This is a genomic window from Acinetobacter oleivorans DR1 (assembly GCF_000196795.1).
Taxonomy (GTDB): domain Bacteria; phylum Pseudomonadota; class Gammaproteobacteria; order Pseudomonadales; family Moraxellaceae; genus Acinetobacter; species Acinetobacter oleivorans.
The window spans coordinates 513,759-530,140 of record NC_014259.1; the positions used below are offsets into that span (position 1 = coordinate 513,759).

Annotated in this window: 18 protein-coding genes; 7 read left to right on the plus strand and 11 right to left on the minus strand. The window is 39.7% G+C overall.

From position 1 onward, the window contains the following. Positions 1-40 precede the first annotated feature (40 nt). A complete protein-coding gene (locus AOLE_RS02485) occupies positions 41-541 on the minus strand; it encodes a GNAT family N-acetyltransferase (protein ID WP_013196804.1) in 501 nt (166 codons plus the stop codon). Further along, the gene (locus AOLE_RS02490) at positions 538-1,137 is read right to left on the minus strand and encodes a TetR/AcrR family transcriptional regulator (protein ID WP_013196805.1); all 600 of its coding nucleotides are present in this window, start codon (positions 1,135-1,137) and stop codon (positions 538-540) included. Before AOLE_RS02490 ends, AOLE_RS02485 begins: the two co-directional genes overlap by 4 nt. Before the next feature lie 185 nt (positions 1,138-1,322). Between AOLE_RS02490 and AOLE_RS02495 the strand changes: the two genes are divergently transcribed. The 6 genes from AOLE_RS02495 to AOLE_RS02520 are packed head-to-tail and all read left to right on the plus strand — an operon-like array spanning position 1,323 to position 9,664. Next, positions 1,323-3,128: an acyclic terpene utilization AtuA family protein gene (locus tag AOLE_RS02495; RefSeq protein ID WP_013196806.1), complete on the plus strand. Its 1,806-nt coding sequence runs from the start codon at positions 1,323-1,325 to the stop codon at positions 3,126-3,128. A 20-nt stretch (positions 3,129-3,148) separates the two neighbouring features. Next, the gene (locus AOLE_RS02500) at positions 3,149-4,036 is read left to right on the plus strand and encodes an SDR family oxidoreductase (protein WP_023274378.1); all 888 of its coding nucleotides are present in this window, start codon (positions 3,149-3,151) and stop codon (positions 4,034-4,036) included. A 2-nt stretch (positions 4,037-4,038) separates the two neighbouring features. Then, positions 4,039-5,652: an acyl-CoA carboxylase subunit beta gene (locus AOLE_RS02505; RefSeq protein WP_013196808.1), complete on the plus strand. Its 1,614-nt coding sequence runs from the start codon at positions 4,039-4,041 to the stop codon at positions 5,650-5,652. 42 nt (positions 5,653-5,694) lie between these two features. Continuing rightward, positions 5,695-6,852 carry an acyl-CoA dehydrogenase family protein gene (locus AOLE_RS02510; RefSeq protein ID WP_013196809.1) on the plus strand — a complete coding sequence of 386 codons (1,158 nt, stop codon included), beginning with the start codon at positions 5,695-5,697 and terminating at the stop codon, positions 6,850-6,852. Positions 6,853-6,868: 16 nt separating this feature from the next. Then, complete coding sequence (locus AOLE_RS02515; RefSeq protein ID WP_013196810.1) at positions 6,869-7,705, plus strand: enoyl-CoA hydratase/isomerase family protein; 837 nt, start codon at positions 6,869-6,871, stop codon at positions 7,703-7,705. Positions 7,706-7,723: 18 nt separating this feature from the next. Further along, on the plus strand, positions 7,724-9,664 hold the full coding sequence (locus tag AOLE_RS02520; protein WP_013196811.1) for an acetyl/propionyl/methylcrotonyl-CoA carboxylase subunit alpha: 1,941 nt from the start codon (positions 7,724-7,726) through the stop codon (positions 9,662-9,664). Between the two features lie 52 nt (positions 9,665-9,716). On the opposite strand, the gene AOLE_RS02525 is transcribed toward AOLE_RS02520, so the two are convergent. The 9 genes from AOLE_RS02525 to rplM form a co-directional block, all read right to left on the minus strand. Further along, positions 9,717-10,136 (minus strand): roadblock/LC7 domain-containing protein, encoded by a 420-nt coding sequence (locus tag AOLE_RS02525; RefSeq protein ID WP_013196812.1) that lies wholly within the window; start codon positions 10,134-10,136, stop codon positions 9,717-9,719. Beyond that, on the minus strand, positions 10,129-10,689 hold the full coding sequence (locus AOLE_RS02530; RefSeq protein ID WP_013196813.1) for a GTP-binding protein: 561 nt from the start codon (positions 10,687-10,689) through the stop codon (positions 10,129-10,131). Before AOLE_RS02530 ends, AOLE_RS02525 begins: the two co-directional genes overlap by 8 nt. Before the next feature lie 8 nt (positions 10,690-10,697). Further along, a complete protein-coding gene (locus tag AOLE_RS02535; protein WP_013196814.1) occupies positions 10,698-11,663 on the minus strand; it encodes a hypothetical protein in 966 nt (321 codons plus the stop codon). Between the two features lie 83 nt (positions 11,664-11,746). Continuing rightward, on the minus strand, positions 11,747-12,106 hold the full coding sequence (locus AOLE_RS02540) for a roadblock/LC7 domain-containing protein (protein WP_005299893.1): 360 nt from the start codon (positions 12,104-12,106) through the stop codon (positions 11,747-11,749). 338 nt (positions 12,107-12,444) lie between these two features. After that, a complete protein-coding gene (locus AOLE_RS02545) occupies positions 12,445-13,101 on the minus strand; it encodes a hypothetical protein (protein WP_013196815.1) in 657 nt (218 codons plus the stop codon). A 17-nt stretch (positions 13,102-13,118) separates the two neighbouring features. After that, the gene (locus AOLE_RS02550) at positions 13,119-13,553 is read right to left on the minus strand and encodes a ClpXP protease specificity-enhancing factor (RefSeq protein WP_005299900.1); all 435 of its coding nucleotides are present in this window, start codon (positions 13,551-13,553) and stop codon (positions 13,119-13,121) included. A 6-nt stretch (positions 13,554-13,559) separates the two neighbouring features. Further along, complete coding sequence (locus tag AOLE_RS02555) at positions 13,560-14,213, minus strand: glutathione S-transferase N-terminal domain-containing protein (protein WP_005299902.1); 654 nt, start codon at positions 14,211-14,213, stop codon at positions 13,560-13,562. A 174-nt stretch (positions 14,214-14,387) separates the two neighbouring features. Further along, entirely contained in the window at positions 14,388-14,774 is a 387-nt protein-coding gene (gene rpsI / locus AOLE_RS02560) for a 30S ribosomal protein S9 (protein WP_002048725.1), read from the minus strand. Between the two features lie 12 nt (positions 14,775-14,786). After that, complete coding sequence (gene rplM, locus AOLE_RS02565; protein ID WP_003656097.1) at positions 14,787-15,215, minus strand: 50S ribosomal protein L13; 429 nt, start codon at positions 15,213-15,215, stop codon at positions 14,787-14,789. A gap of 173 nt (positions 15,216-15,388) precedes the next feature. On the opposite strand from rplM, the gene pdxA reads away from it, so the two are divergent. Continuing rightward, positions 15,389-16,372, plus strand: a complete 984-nt coding sequence (gene pdxA / locus AOLE_RS02570) for a 4-hydroxythreonine-4-phosphate dehydrogenase PdxA (RefSeq protein WP_081399105.1) — start codon at positions 15,389-15,391, stop codon at positions 16,370-16,372. Positions 16,373-16,382 lie beyond the last annotated feature (10 nt).

The following is a 16,382-nucleotide window of genomic DNA, read 5'->3' on the forward strand; positions in this document are numbered from 1 at the left end:
TAGAGTAGGTTTTGCTTGTATAAACCATCTCATTCAGAGTTTACTGAGATGGTTCTATCCATTTCTCATTTAAAATTGCCCAACGTTCATGATCTTTCCATGTTTTTTCTCCAATTCGAAGATATTGCCGAGAAAAACCTTCTTTAATGAAACCAGCTTGGGTCACTAATTGAATCGAAGCAATATTGTCAGGTTGTATATTCGCTTCTAACCTATGTAAATTTAAATTTTTGAATGCTTCATTGAGTAATAATTTGAGGCCTTGCGTCATATAGCCATGACCTTGATAGGGATGAAATGCTTCATAACCCAAATAGGCTGAATGAAAGTGACCGCGTATAATATTTGAAATATTAAATGTTCCCGCAATCGCATGGCTATCGGTTAAGCAGACAAAATAGCGATGCTCTTGTTCTAAATATGTTTGAAAGTCAGCTGGTGGATATGCCCACGGTTGATGTAATTCAACACTACGTGCATAAGCTTCTTTAATTTCTGCAAGGTCATTTTTCTTGGGTTTACGTAAATAGACTAGACTCATTTTAATGCCATCTCCCAAACCATTTCGGTTAACTCATCAATTTTGACTTTACCCTCAGCTTTATACCAAGTGACGGTCCATGAAATTGCACCGCCAACTAATCTTCGCCAAATAAAGGCATCATGCTTTACCTTGCCTTCAGTACGTAATTTTTCAATAACATCTAACCAGATTTGCTCATATTCATTACGCATTTTTAAAAGATCATCTTGTTTTTCTTTTGACAAGGCAAACCATTCATAAACCAAAACAGCCATGGCTGCACCTGTATCTCCAGTAATTGAAATGAGTTCAGCTTTAATAAGAGCACGTAATTGTTGTTCTGGATCGGTAGATTGAGCTGCCGCATCTTGTAAACGAGCAAGATTGTAAATAATGGTTTCCTCCATCACGTGAGCGAGGATGTCATCTTTACTTTTAAAGTGATGAAATAAACTACCTGATTGAATTCCAATAAATTGAGCAAGTTCGCGTACAGTAGTTTTGTCATAGCCTTGTTTATGAAATAGATAGGCAGCCCCTCGTAATAAGCGACCACGTGGGCTGTCATCAAAACAAGAGATATTTGGAATCTGTTCAATTGAAGTAGCAATCATGCGAAAGCCGGATCCTTTATATAAAAATACTTAACAGAAAAGGTTGCCAAATCTCATCATGTTTTAGCTGAGCTGTCGAGTTTGGCAGTTTTGGTCAATTTCACAATAACATTTTGCTCTTTACAAACCAAGCGCTTGCTTGGTAATGTTGAGTGTAATTTTTAAACAAAATAATGAGAAATAAGATGGCAAGTAATCAACAGGATGATGAGCGTGTCGTGAAAATAGGTTGTGCCTCAGGATTTTGGGGGGATACCAATACTGCCGCTTTCCAATTAGTACATCTAACCGATATTAATTATTTGGTTTTTGATTATTTGTCAGAGATCACCATGTCGATTATGGCAAAAGCGAAGATGGTGGAACCAAAGCATGGCTATGCATTGGATTTTGTCAGCCGAGTGATGGCACCTCTACTTAAAAAAATTGCAGAGAAAAAGATTAAGGTGATTAGTAATGCTGGTGGTGTTAATCCATTGGCGTGTCGAGATGCCTTGCAAAAAATAATTAAAGAATATGGTCTAGATCTGAAAGTGGCTGTGGTGTTAGGTGATGATCTTTTAGCGCAGCATGAGCAACTTAAGCAGCAAAATATTCAGGAAATGTTTAGCGGTGAAGCTTTGCCAGAACAGGTGGCGAGCAGTAATGCTTATTTGGGTGCAGTGGCTATTCGCGATGCCTTAGACTTAGGCGCCGATATTGTGATTACTGGCCGTGTTGTTGATTCGGCAGTGGTGCTTGCCCCTTTACTTCATGAATATCAATGGTCTTTAGATGACTACGATAAGTTGGCACAAGGTTCGCTGGCAGGTCATGTCATTGAATGTGGTGCGCAATGTACAGGCGGTAATTTTACCGATTGGCAATTGGTACAAGGCTTCGACAACATGGGGTTTCCAGTGGTTGAGGTGAGTGAAGGTGGTTCATTCGTTGTGACCAAACCACAAGGGACAGGTGGTCTGGTTTCTACCGCCACGGTTGCTGAACAAATTGTTTATGAAATTGGCAATCCCCAAGCATATTTACTACCTGACGTAATTGCTGATTTCAGCCACGTGCACTTAGAGCAAGTCGGGGAGCACCGAGTTCGTGTGACAGGTGCAAAAGGGCAAGCACCGACTGGGCAATATAAAGTTAGTGCAACTTATCCTGATGGTTATCGGGTTTTAGTCAGTTTTTTAATTGCAGGCCGTGAAGCACCACAAAAAGCACAAGTCATTGCTGATGCGATTTTGGCGAAATGTGAGCGTGTTTTAGCAATGCGTTCGGTGCCGCCATTTAGTGAAAAGTCTGTTGAGATTTTAGGTATTGAAAGTACCTATGGCGAACATGCTCAGGCTTTAAATAGTCGTGAAGTGGTGGTCAAAATAGCTGTAAAACACATGTTTAAAGAAGCATGTATGTTCTTTGCATCTGAAATTGCACAGGCTTCTACAGGTATGGCTCCAGCCTTGGCAGGTATTGTTGGTGGGCGGCCAAAAGCATCTCCAGTGATTAAGTTATTTTCATTTTTAATTGATAAAAAACAGGTCAATGTCGAAATCGATTTTGAGGGGAGTCGCTATTCGGTTGAGATTCCTCGGAACACTTCTACAGAGCAATTCAATACTTTAGCAGCGGGTGAAAGTGCGGTTTATCAAGGGAATGAAATTGAAGTTCCTTTGATTGAAATTGCGCATGCTCGCAGTGGTGATAAAGGCAATCATAGCAATATCGGTGTGATTGCCCGTAAAGCAGAATATTTACCGTGGATTCGTGCAGCACTGACTGAACAGACGGTTGCAAGCTATATGCAGCATGTTTTGGATGCTGAAAAGGGACGTGTAATTCGTTATGAATTACCGAGTTTAAATGCACTGAATTTTATGTTGGAGAATGCCTTGGGTGGTGGTGGTGTTGCAAGCCTGCGAATCGATCCGCAAGGTAAAGCATTTGCACAGCAATTATTGGATATGCCTGTAAAAGTTCCGGCAAATCTTTTAGAAAAATAAAATGAATGGATGAAACAAAGATGAGTTATCAATCAATTTTTAGACCAGATGCTTTCGCTAATAAAGTCATTATTGTGACAGGTGGCGGCTCAGGAATTGGCCGTTGTACAGCACATGAGCTTGCAGCCCTTGGCGCTCAAGTGGTGATTACAGGACGAAAAATTGAAAAATTAGAGAAAGTAAGCCAAGAAATTATAGAAGATGGTGGGCGGGTTCATTTCATTGTTTGTGATAACCGTGAAGAAGAACAAGTGAAAAATATGATTGCCGAAGTGATTGAGAAATTCGGCAAGCTCGATGGTCTTGTAAATAATGCGGGTGGCCAGTTCCCGTCAGCTTTAGAGAATATCTCTGCAAATGGTTTTGATGCAGTAGTGCGCAATAATTTGCACGCAACTTTCTATTTAATGCGTGAAGCTTATAACCAATGGATGGCAAAACATGGCGGCAGTATTGTCAATATGACTGCTGATATGTGGGGCGGCATGCCAGGAATGGGGCATTCTGGAGCTGCGCGTTCAGGGGTCGATAACTTAACAAAAACAGCATCGGTTGAGTGGGGCAAATCTGGCGTTCGTGTAAATGCGGTTGCACCGGGGTGGATTGTGTCATCTGGTATGGATAATTATAGCGGTGATTTTGCCAAAGTAATTATTCCAAGTCTTGCTGGCAATGTACCGCTAAAACGTATGGGAACTGAGTCAGAAGTATCGTCGGCGATTTGTTATTTACTGTCCGATGCTGCAGCTTTTGTGTCCGGTGTAACTCTGCGTATTGATGGCGCTGCGTCGCAAGGAACACGCATGTATCCACTAGCTGAGGCGACAAATAGTCAGTCTTATAATGGTTTCCATCGTGCATTTATTCCTGAAATTTTTCAGAAAAAAACTGAGGCTGAGGAGGAATAACAGTGACTATTCTCCAATCCGAAATTGCTGTTGGTAGTGAACAGTATCAAAAAAATAAAGAGGCACTACTTACTCAACTGAGTGAAGTCCGTGCAATTCAGCAAAAAAGTATTGATAAATCGTATGCGGCTAAACCTAAGTTCGATAAAAAAGGCAAGATTTTGCCGCATGAGCGTGTGCGATTGCTGCTAGATGCTGATTCACCTTTTGTTGAGCTGTGTGGCTTGGTTGGCTACAACATGCATGATGATAAAGATGGTTCAGAAGCTGGTGGTGGTGTAATTGCTGGCATTGGTTTTGTCAGTGGTGTGCGTTGTCTAGTCTCTGCAAGTAATAGTGCGATCAAAGGTGGAACCATGTCACCGATGGGTGTGCAGAAAACCTTGCGCCTACAAAAAATTGCCTTAGAACAAAAACTCCCGCTGATTACGCTGACCGAAAGTGGCGGCGCTAACTTAAATTATGCGGCTGAAGTATTTACCTATGGTGGTATGACCTTTGCCAATCAGGCACGGTTGTCTGCGGCAGGTATTCCACAACTTGCAGTTATTCATGGCAATGCAACGGCAGGAGGGGCTTATCAACCAGGACTTTCGGATTATGTCATTGCTGTACGTAAGCAAACCGAAATGCTTCTTGCAGGGCCACCTTTACTATTAGCTGCGACTGGTGAGGTAGCAACAGCTGAAGAGTTGGGTGGGGCAGAAATGCACGCACAGGTTGCTGGAACAGCAGAATACTTAGCTGAAAATGATGCTGATGGTATTCGACTTGCACGGGAAATTTTTGAACATCTGAACTGGAAAGAGCAAATCAAACCAGTTGAAACGATTTATAAAGAACCTCGTTACGATGCTGATGAACTGTTGGGTGTGATTCCAAATGACCCTAAACAACCATTTAACATGAAAGAAGTGGTTGCGCGCATTATTGATGATTCAGATTTTCTAGAATTTAAGCAGGAATATGATGATTTAACGGTATGTGGCTGGTCAAAAATTGGCGGACTACATATCGGTATTATTACCAATAATGGCCCGATTACACCTCAAGGGGCAGCGAAAGCAGCTCAGTTTATTCATCTGTGTGAACAGACCAAACGTCCGTTATTGTTCTTACATAACACTACTGGTTTTATGGTGGGAACCGATGCCGAACAAAATGGCATCATCAAACATGGTTCGAAACTGATTCAAGCTGTTGCCAATTGTTCTGTACCTAAAATTTCAATTGTTGTGGCAGGGTCATATGGTGCAGGTAACTATGCGATGTGTGGTCGGAGTTTATCGCCAGACTTTATTTTTGCATGGCCAAATTCGCATGTTGCTGTAATGGGTGCTGCACAAGCTGGAAAAGTGCTACGCATTGTGGCTGAAGGAAAGCAAAAAGCTTCCGGTCAGGAACCGAATCCGCAAATGCTCGATTTTCTTGAGCAAAGTACGGCCATGAAATTAGAGCAGCAATCTACCGCACTTTTTAATACTGCCATGTTGCATGATGATGGAATTATCGATCCGCGAGATACCCGAAAATTATTAATTTTCCTTTTACAAACCATTTATGAAGCACAGCAACGAGAGCTAAATTCAACTCGTTTTGGTGTGTCCCGTTTTTAATCAACCTTTACCGCAATTAAAAAAATTAATAGGAATAACACAATGAAATTTACTGCCGAACATGAAGCATTACGCCGTACAGCTCGCCAATTTGTTCAAAATGAGCTGAATCCACATATTCCAGAATGGGAAGCTGCGGGGAAATTTCCAATCCACGATGTATTTAAAAAGATGGGTGATCTTGGTTTATTGGGGATTTGTAAGCCTGAGGAAAATGGCGGTTTAGCGTTAGATTATTCTTATAACCTTGTGGTTGCAGAAGAAATTGGCTATGCAGCTTGTGGCGGGGTACCTTTAGCAATTGGTGTACAAACGGACATGGCAACACCTGCTTTGGCGCGTTTTGGTAGTAAAGAATTACGCGATGAGTTTTTAACACCAGCGATTGCTGGGGAATATGTTGCCTCAATTGCAGTATCGGAAGTGCATGCCGGTTCGGATGTTGCTGCTATTAAAACGACTGCTAAAAAAGATGGCGATGACTATGTCATTAACGGCAGCAAAATGTGGATTACCAACTCACTGCAGGCTGATTTCTTCTGCCTATTGGCGAACACATCTGACGATAAACCTCACGTTAATAAGTCGATGATTATTGTGCCAGCAAAAAACAAAGGGATTAGTTTTTCAGAGCCACTTAATAAATTAGGGATGCGTTCAACGACCACAGCGCAGGTTTATTTAGACAATGTACGTGTACCACAGCGTAACTTAGTGGGTGTCGAAGGCATGGGCTTCATGATGCAAATGATGCAATTTCAGGAAGAGCGCCTATGGGCTTGTGCCAATGCGATTGGCGGGTTGGAAAATTTAATCCAAAAGACCATCGACTATACAAAAGAGCGGACCACTTTTGGTCAACCCCTCATTAATAACCAATATATCCATTTTCGTTTTGCCGAACTCATGACCGAAGTGGAAGCGCTTAAAGCCTTAACCTATCAAGCGTGTGAACAGCATATTGCTGGTGAAGATGTGACCAAGCTGGCATCTATGGCAAAACTTAAAGCTGGACGTTTAACTCGTGAAGTTGCCGATAGTTGTCTGCAATACTGGGGTGGCAACGGCTTTATGTGGGATAACCCTGCATCACAGCTGTATCGTGATGGCCGTTTAGGCTCTATTGGCGGTGGTGCAGATGAGATTATGTTGGGGATTATCTGTAAGTTAATGGACATTCTGCCTAAAAAGCAGAAATAAAAATAAGGAATACACCATGACACTTTCGATATCTCTACAAGCCCTAGATCTTGATGACAGCATTCAATTAGAACAAGACGGCAGTATTCTATATCTCTGGTTAAATCGACCAGAGAGCCGTAATGCCATGAACTTGAAGATGGTCAATGCCATTCAACAAGTCTTTAATGCTATTCGCGATGACCTTTCAATTCGTGCGGTAATTATCCGTGGGGAAGGCGGAACCTTTTGTGCAGGTGGTGATATTAAAGATATGGCTGCTTTACGCGTTGAAGCAACTAACGTTGGTAGCCTGCAACCTTATACTGATTTTAACCGCCGTTTTGGTGCCATGCTTGAGCAAGTTGAAGCTGCTCCGCAAACGGTTGTAGTGATTTTAGAAGGTGCTGTTTTAGGTGGTGGTTTTGGTTTGGCCTGTGTTTCCGATGTTGCGATTAGTCGTGACAATGCCCAGTTTGGTTTACCTGAAACAGGGCTTGGTGTGATTCCTGCACAAATTGCTCCTTTTGTGGTGAAACGTATTGGCCTGACTCAGGCGCGCCGACTTGCTTTACTCGGCATGCGTTTTGAGGGCCATACAGCACTTAGTACCGGAGTGGTTCATCAAATTGCACATAATGAAATCGAATTAGAGCAAGCTCTAGAGGAAACCATTCAACACATTAAACGAGCAGCTCCTCAAGCTTCGCGTGTGACTAAAGCACTGTTACATCGAACACTCAATGAGCCTTTGAGTGATTTACTAGATGATGCTGCACAGCAGTTTGCCCAAGCGGTTGGTGGGGCTGAAGGACAAGAGGGAACGATGGCTTTTATCCAGAAACGGTTGCCAAACTGGGCTGATGAGCCATAAGAGATAAGGATAAAAATAATGAAATTTTCAAAAGTACTGGTTGCCAATCGTGGTGAAATTGCAGTTCGAGTCATGCAAACTGCTAAGGCAATGGGTTATCAAACTGTCGCAGTTTATTCTGATGCTGACCGTAACGCTCGCCATGTGCAAGAGGCGGATGAAGCTGTTTATATTGGTGCTTCAAAAGTATCTGACTCTTATCTTTCAATTGCCAAAATAATAGATGCATGTAAAAAAACTGGGGCGGACGCTGTGCATCCGGGTTATGGTTTTTTGTCTGAAAATACTGATTTTGCTCAGGCATGTATAGATAACCAGATTACCTTTATTGGGCCTACTGCTTCTGCAATTGAGTTAATGGGCAGTAAACGCCTTTCAAAAATTGCCATGATTGAAGCAGGTGTCCCTTGTGTACCTGGTTATGAAGGAGACCGACAAGACCTTGAATATTTAGCAGCTCAAGCAGAACAGGTTGGCTTTCCAATTATGGTCAAAGCTTCTGCGGGTGGTGGTGGTCGTGGTATGCGTTTGGTACAGCAAGCATCCGAATTGGTTGAGGCATTGCAAACCGCACGTTCCGAAGCTGAAAATGCATTTGGTTCTGGCGAGCTCATTTTAGAAAAAGCAGTCATTGCGCCACGTCATGTCGAAATTCAGGTTTTTGGTGATACTCACGGCAATTATGTGTATTTATTTGAGCGTGATTGTTCGATTCAACGCCGTCACCAAAAGGTTGTTGAAGAAGCACCATGTCCTGTCATGACGCCTGAATTGCGTCAGAAAATGGGTGAGGCTGCTGTAGCAGCGGCTAAAGCATGTGCTTATGTCGGGGCTGGTACAGTTGAGTTTTTGCTAGATGCATCGGGTGCATTTTATTTTTTAGAAATGAATACCCGTTTACAGGTAGAGCACCCAGTCACTGAGCTTATTACTGGATTAGATTTAGTTGAATGGCAGTTACGTGTCGCGAATGGTGAGCAGTTACCGTTAAAGCAACAAGAATTGATCTTACATGGACATGCGATCGAAGTGCGTTTGTATGCAGAAGACCCACGTCAAGATTTCTTACCACAAACAGGCCAAGTCTTACGTTGGCAGCCAGCAACATTGCCAAATGTACGAATAGATCATGGTATGTTGGCAACTGATGAAGTTAGCCCTTTTTATGACCCTATGGTGGCGAAAGTGATCGCATACGGTAAAACCCGTGAGGATGCAATTCGCTTACTTGCTCGTGCCGTAGATGATTGTATTTTGCTAGGTGTAAACAGTAATAAGCAGTTCTTGGTCAATTTACTGCGCCATCCAGTTGTTGTTACAGGGGATACCAATACAGCGTTCATTCAACAGCATTTTCAAAACGACAGTAGTCTACATAAGCAGGTTCTGTCTTTAGAAACTTTAGCGATTGCAGCGGCATTATTTAGTCAAAGTAAAAGTACTACGGTGTGGCAAACTGGGCTTGGAGTGCCATTACCATTAAAATTTAAATATGATGATCAGCAAATTCAATTACAGCTTTCATCGGTAAATAACACGTTTACGGTACAGCTCTGCGATCAAACAGTTTATATTGAAGTGCTTGAGAGAACGCCAGAGCAATTAGTTTATTTAATTGATGGTGTACGTTGCCGTGTGCAATATGTATTAGATGGTGATCAGCTTTACTTAGATCGAGAGAATGGCAATCTTGCGATACGAAATGTGACTTATGCTGCTCCTGAAATAGCTGATGTGGCTGGTGATGGCAATATTCGTGCGCCGATGGATGGCGCTGTGGTAAATATTTTGGTTAATAAAGGCGATCAAGTCGTGAAAGGTCAAACTTTATTAGTACTTGAAGCCATGAAAATTCAGCAACAGATTAAATCTGATGTGGATGGTGTAGTTGATGACGTGTTAGGACAACAGGGGCAACAAGTAAAAAAACGACAAATGTTATTTAGTATTCAAATTTAATTAAAAAACCGCTCTATTTGAGCGGTATTTATTTTCGATCAGTAGTTTTGAGTTATTCTCCATCTGCCTCTGCGATCAACTGACTTGCTTTTTTTAGGCTATACAAGAGTTGACCTAAAAGGACCTCTTTATTACTCAGCGTGACCATGACCATCGGGTGATGAATTGCTGGAATAGCCGTCAGAATAGCCTTACCATTATCTGCATCTAAAGTAATGTTATTACAGCCAGTGAGCTGAATCTCTTTTAAAAATGCAGTGACCATTGCCAAAATTGAGCTACTCACTGCTGCTAACTTGGTGGTGTTATGGTAGTTTTTATGACTTACTGTTGCTAATTCAAAACCATCAGAAGAGCAAATCATGACAAAATCTACACCACGCGTATTCATCAAAATATTATGAGCTTCAGTTTTTGCTAGCTGTAGCAATTGTGTCGGTGCGGTGCGTTTCTGAGTTGGAATACTAAGCATGATCATTCCCTTGAGATGTTAAGCCTACTTTGATTTCAAGTGATGCAATTAATGATTCAACCATCATTAAAATTTGTTCTTGCTCGCGTGCATCAATAAAAAACAATGGATATGACAGTTCGTTTTCTTTTATCCAATGACGATATTGTTGAAGTGACGATTCTTTATTTTCGTCAACATGCGTAATACCAATCGCAATATTATCGTTATAATTTTTAAAAGTTTCTAAGTAGCTTTCTAGCTCGTCAATCGGATTAGGACTATTGTGATCTAATAATAAAATAATGCCAATTGCACCTTCACAAATGACCGACCATATAAAATCAAAACGGCTTTGTCCTGGGGTGCCATAGAGTCCGATTTTGATTCCATCATCTAAAGTAATTTCACCATAGTCAATGCCTACAGTGGTCTGGGTTTTCTGGTGGCTTTGTACATCAGTGTTGAATGCTTCTGTTTCAAGAATTGGAATTTCAGATAGCGATTTAATCGCTTCTGTTTTACCTGCCCCCATACTACCTGCAAAGACAATTTTATATTGCTGTATAATCATAACTTCCCTTAAAGACCAAAACGCCGTCTAATCTTCCCTATAAAATTTTTAAAAAAATGATTGTCTGTATTTGAGTTTTCTAAATAAGAATTTGGTGTGTAAGCACATTTATTCGCAGAAATAAATTTTCCATTATTTGCCATTAAACAAGCGGTAACGAAGCGCAAGACATCATCAATTGACAAGTTCAGCTGGTTAGCCACATCAGTAATTTTTGCTCCCTGTATAAAACAAGCAGAGAGTTGTAGGCTCACTTTTCTATATTCTTTTTGGTAGGGTTGTGGCCAGTGGTCAATTTTAAAATATTTATCTTCTGTAGCTAGATTTCCAAAGTTTTTTGAATGCCAAATCAAATTCCATAGCCAGTCCTGCAAATAGTAGTTTTTTTTACGAGACACTTTCGTGAAGTCAGAGGTTTTAGCAAAAGTGAAATCAAAGCTTTGATTGGTTTGAGTTTGTTGGCGTGATGGTTCCAACCAAGCCATCTGAGTCCTGTTATCAATAATGGCGAGAGTGCCTTTATCATCAAAAAGGTATAGTTTGGCATGTTTTGGGCTGTGCAAATTCCTTATAAATTTATCATCAATGAGCATGGGCTCATTTGATAAATCTGAAACTACGACAGTCTTCTTTTGATTTAAATAAGATATTAGGTTTATTTGTAGCCAGTCTAATAGAGATTCTACTTTTTCTAGTGGCAGATGCAGGGTATGTTCATCAAGTTGATATCCATTTTGTGAGGGAGTTTTAGTAATTTTTAAATAAGGACATCTTTTCTTTTGAAGGATGTTTTGAATATTATCTGAATCAAAAAAGTTTTCATTAATTAATAATAGATCAATATGACTGTTAGAAATATTAACCCAATTAATACTATACTCATTAGATATTAACTTTCTGATTAAAGTTTTTAATTCATCTAAAACTTTTAAGCTTAAACCAGTAGTAGCAATATTTATGTAATTCCTATCCATAGTATCACATTAAGTTTTATTGAGTAATATAATAGTTTTAATATGCTTTTTATAATAAATATAAAAAGCATATCTTAGATTAATTAGCTAAAGTCTAGCTCTTTTTCAAATGACTTTAACTCATGACGAGCCATAGCCAAGTTCGATTTAGCACGATCAAGCACTAAGTAAAGGAATAAATTATTATTACTTTCTAGAGGTCGAATTAAGTGGTAAGCCTTACCCAATGTAATTAAAATGTCTTCAATATTGTCATTTAATTTCAAAGCATTGGCGATATTTCGCTTTGCACGAACTACTTCTGTATTTCCAGCAGCCGCCAATTCTAAATCAATTTCCCCACCACCTTGTGTTGCAAGTGATAATCCACTTTCTGAATCAACAAGTGCAGAAGCAATAAAACCATCAATTTCAGTTAAGCTATCTAAAGAAAGTTTAGCCATGTTTTTATCTCTCAGGATTCTAAAGTTATATTTACTACTTTTTCCTAAAAGTAGTTAAAATTCATTATATTTCTGAACAATTTGAAGTCAATTAACCAAGTGAATTGAGAGGTTTTATTTTTGGGAAAGAAGTGACATAAAATGTCAGATTGGAAAAACATTATAAGATTATTTATACATTATACTTTTAAGACTGCGATGAGGTTTACATTATATATTTTAAAATTTAGTTAAAGTAATTGTAATAGAATATTAATACAATATTGATTAATAAATTATTTTAATTTTAATCAAAGAAGGGGAATAAAAAAATTCCCCTTTTTATAACAATGATTAAACTAAACGAGTTGTGTGTAAATACAATAGAGATAGCCCAAAATTGCTAAAGCAACGACAGGGGCAATAATCTTTGACCATGTAGGTACAGAACTCTCAGTAGCTTGTTCTTCAATATGTAAGTCATCATGATGAGGTTGGGCTTGGTGAACCATTTGGTTGAACTCCTTCATTGTTGTATCCAATGATAGCTCTTCTTGTTCCACAGGTTTAGAACCAATTAACTCATTTAGATGGTTTGTTGACCAAACCCAATCTTCTGCCTGACCTGATAAATGTTCTATTTGGCCTAAAATTAATTCTTTTAAGCCATTATGCCCAAAACCACCTGTTTCATCGAGTTGGTTAAGCTCTGCTAATTGCAAAGTTAAAATTTCAGAAATACTCTGTTCTAGCTCTGAATTTTTTAAAGCTGACTGATTATGCTTAGACGTTGTTAAATGACGAGCAACTTCTTGAATATAAAGTGGATCTGAAGTTTTGATTTCTTGATAAATCTTATTGTCATCTTGGCGCCACAAACTAATCAGTTTTCCAAGCGTAAGAATATTCACCTCATCAATCAGTTTATTTTTTTCATTAACTGGATATTGATTTAAAAGCTGAGGCTTTTGAATTTTTATCTGCTCAGCAAAGTATTGGACTAAATCAAATGCCATGCTTTCTTCCTCTAAATTTAATCTAAAATTCTTAACGTTGGTTTTTTCTTAGTTGATGTTGTTTCAATTGTTTCTTGTACTTCAGACTCTACTGTATTTTCTACAGGCGCTACATTGGCATATTCTTCAGGATCAAAAAATAAACCTTGTCCATTCTCACGTGCATAAATACCTAAAACAGCTTGAATAGGTACATAAATGTCTTTTGATGCTCCCCCGAAACGAGCAGAAAAAGTAATGGCTTCATTTCCAATAATAAGTTGATGAACAGCATGAGGCACGATATTTAAAACGATTTGGCCATCTTTAACAAATTGCTGTGGAACATCAGTATGTGGCTGTGTCGCATCCACTAATAGATAAGGAGTAAGCTGGTTATCACAAATCCATTCATAGATTGCACGAGCAAGATAAGGACGTGTAGGGGTTAAATCAATAGTTTGCTCAGACATATCACACTATTCCATATTTAATAGTTCATTGTAACGGTTTTTCTCTTGAGCCGTCATTGATTTAGCAAAAGAAGGTCTCTCAAAGATACGTTTACAATACAAAAGTATCGGTCGGCAATGCTGTTTCGGTAAATCGATTCCCATGCTATTTAATCTTAAGAAGATAGGTGCAAGCATACAGTCCAGAATTGTGAAATTTTCAGACATAAAATAGGGAAAATGCTGAAATAGGGGAGTAAGTGAAATTAAAGTTTCACGTAATTCTTTTTGAGCTTTTTGCTTTTGTTCGATATTTAAAGAATCAGCATGTTTTAACATGTGATCTGCTAACTTAAACCAGTCGTTTTCAAGTCTCCATATATATTGACGCTGCTCTGCACGCATCATTGGAGCATCTGCGTAAAGCTTACTTTGGCGATAACGATCATCTAAATACTCAGCAATAATAGGCGCTGAAAATAATTTAAGATTTTGCTCGACCAACATCGGCAATTGGTTATAAGGATTCAAACTTGCCAAATCTTCGTCTTCATGGTCAGTTATGATCAATTGATATTTGATTTGCTTTTCTGCTAATAGAAAACGAATCCAGTGAGAACGGAAATCATCAGCATGACTGTAAAGGGTAATCCCCTGAATAGAGGTGTTTTCGACCGACATATCACAAGACGACGTGGTTGAGTGAATCGATTAGGATACTAAAAATGCTCTAGGAAATCACGGTTCTAAAGAGATAGTTTGTTTATATTTATAAGTTTGCATTTTATTGTTCGATTTTCATAATAAAAAAGCCTTGGAAAAATCCAAGGCTTTTTGTCCAACTCGGCAAACGAATTAACGTTTAGAGAATTGAGGACGCTTACGAGCTTTACGTAAACCAAGTTTCTTACGTTCAACTTCACGAGCATCACGAGTAACGAAACCAGCTTGACGAAGAACAGGTTTTAAAGTTTCGTCAGCAGCGATAAGCGCACGAGTAATACCGTGACGGATCGCGCCAGCTTGACCACCGATACCACCACCTTTAACAGTGATGTAAAGGTCAAACTTTTCAGTAACTTCTAAAAGTTCTAAAGGTTGACGAACAACCATACGAGCAGTTTCACGACCGAAATATTGCTCTAAAGTACGGTTGTTAATAACGAGTTTGCCTGTACCAGCAGACAAGAAAACACGTGCAGTTGCGGTCTTACGGCGACCTGTACCATAATTAGTAGCCATGTGCTGTATCCCTTAGATGTCCAAAACTTGTGGCTGTTGAGCAGCATGCGGATGCTCAGTACCAGCGTACACTTTCATTTTTTTGATCATTGCATAACCAAGAGGACCTTTTGGTAACATGCCTTTAACTGCTTTTTCAAGAACAGCTTCAGGCTTGTGAGCAATTAACTTCTCGAAGTTAGTCTCACGGATACCACCAGGGAAACCAGTATGGCGATAATATTTCTTATCAAGCGCTTTTTTACCAGTCACTTGAACTTGTTCAGCATTAATCACAACGATGTAATCGCCAGTGTCAACGTGAGGAGTATAAGAAGTTTTGTGCTTACCGCGTAAACGACGAGCGATTTCAGTCGCAAGGCGACCTAAAGTTTTGCCAGAAGCATCAACAACATACCAGTCATGTTGAACTTCAGCTGGCTTAGCGCTGAGAGTTTTCATTAAACCACTACCTATTATAGTTGGTTTGGACTATGGAATCTGTCCAAACAAAAGGAGCGAGCATTCTAAACGAGTTTGTTCAAAGTCACAAGAAAAATCCAGTTTAAGCCACATAATTTAATCCATAAACCGATGAATGCGGGATATGTTAAAATCAAACAAATTTTAGTTATGTGTCTGGGATGATTGTGCTGCCTTTATATGTCACTTCCGGTGAGCCGGCTGGTATTGGTCCAGATATTTGCTTGAGCTTGGCTCAGCGAGTTGATGAACGTCCTGTTGTTGTTTTGGGTGACCAAAATTTATTAGAACAACGTGCCCAGAAACTCGGTATAAATATTCAATTTATAGAATATACGGGACAAGCTGAATCATCGTCTTCAGGTGAGCTTTATATAGAGCATGTACCTCTAGAAACGGCGGTTATTGATGGCCAATTAAATTCAGCTAATGCAGCTTATGTATTAGAACAATTACGCCGCTCAGCTGATTATGCCATGTTTGGTAAAAGTGTTGGGGTAGCTACGGCACCAGTGCAAAAATCGGTCATTAATGATGCAGGCATTTTGTTTAGTGGTCACACTGAATACTATCAAGAGTTTGCAGGGGTAAAGCGCGTTGTCATGATGCTTGCAACCAAGACTCTGCGTGTTGCTTTAGCGACTACGCATTTGCCTTTAAGAGATGTTGCCGATGCAATTACCAAAGAGCGTTTACATCAAGTCATTGATATTTTAATACATGATTTAAAAACTAAATTTAAGATTGTTGATCCGCGCATATTGGTGTGTGGCTTAAATCCTCATGCGGGGGAAGATGGCTATTTGGGCCGTGAAGAGATTGATACCATTAATCCGGTACTCGAAACTTATCGAGCGCAAGGAATTAAAATGAGCCTAAGCTTGCCTGCGGATACCTTATTTACCCCTGAGCATCTTAAAAATGCTGATGCTGTACTCGCTATGTACCATGATCAAGGTTTACCTGTGTTAAAATCACAAGGGTTTGGTGAGGCCATCAATATTACATTGGGTTTGCCATTCATCCGAACCTCGGTCGATCATGGCACTGCATTGTCGTTGGCTGGGACTGGTTTGGCAAAAAGCTCAAGTTTAAATGTCGCTGTCGATTTAGCGTTATCTTTGGCAGCGAGCTAAATTTTTCATG

Excerpts from the sequence above, each read along its gene's own strand:
- AOLE_RS02525 (WP_013196812.1), bottom strand. The coding sequence starts at position 10,136 with ATGCTTAGTATTCCAACTCAGAAACGCACCGCACCGACACAATTGCTA.
- AOLE_RS02485 (WP_013196804.1), bottom strand. The coding sequence starts at position 541 with ATGAGTCTAGTCTATTTACGTAAACCCAAGAAAAATGACCTTGCAGAA.
- AOLE_RS02545 (WP_013196815.1), bottom strand. The coding sequence starts at position 13,101 with ATGGCATTTGATTTAGTCCAATACTTTGCTGAGCAGATAAAAATTCAA.
- rpsI (WP_002048725.1), bottom strand. The coding sequence starts at position 14,774 with ATGGCTACTAATTATGGTACAGGTCGCCGTAAGACCGCAACTGCACGT.
- AOLE_RS02520 (WP_013196811.1), top strand. The coding sequence starts at position 7,724 with ATGAAATTTTCAAAAGTACTGGTTGCCAATCGTGGTGAAATTGCAGTT.
- AOLE_RS02555 (WP_005299902.1), bottom strand. The coding sequence starts at position 14,213 with ATGTCGGTCGAAAACACCTCTATTCAGGGGATTACCCTTTACAGTCAT.
- AOLE_RS02495 (WP_013196806.1), top strand. The coding sequence starts at position 1,323 with ATGGCAAGTAATCAACAGGATGATGAGCGTGTCGTGAAAATAGGTTGT.
- rplM (WP_003656097.1), bottom strand. The coding sequence starts at position 15,215 with ATGAAAACTCTCAGCGCTAAGCCAGCTGAAGTTCAACATGACTGGTAT.
- AOLE_RS02550 (WP_005299900.1), bottom strand. The coding sequence starts at position 13,553 with ATGTCTGAGCAAACTATTGATTTAACCCCTACACGTCCTTATCTTGCT.
- AOLE_RS02510 (WP_013196809.1), top strand. The coding sequence starts at position 5,695 with ATGAAATTTACTGCCGAACATGAAGCATTACGCCGTACAGCTCGCCAA.
- AOLE_RS02530 (WP_013196813.1), bottom strand. The coding sequence starts at position 10,689 with ATGATTATACAGCAATATAAAATTGTCTTTGCAGGTAGTATGGGGGCA.
- AOLE_RS02500 (WP_023274378.1), top strand. The coding sequence starts at position 3,149 with ATGAGTTATCAATCAATTTTTAGACCAGATGCTTTCGCTAATAAAGTC.
- AOLE_RS02490 (WP_013196805.1), bottom strand. The coding sequence starts at position 1,137 with ATGATTGCTACTTCAATTGAACAGATTCCAAATATCTCTTGTTTTGAT.
- AOLE_RS02540 (WP_005299893.1), bottom strand. The coding sequence starts at position 12,106 with ATGGCTAAACTTTCTTTAGATAGCTTAACTGAAATTGATGGTTTTATT.
- AOLE_RS02535 (WP_013196814.1), bottom strand. The coding sequence starts at position 11,663 with ATGGATAGGAATTACATAAATATTGCTACTACTGGTTTAAGCTTAAAA.
- AOLE_RS02515 (WP_013196810.1), top strand. The coding sequence starts at position 6,869 with ATGACACTTTCGATATCTCTACAAGCCCTAGATCTTGATGACAGCATT.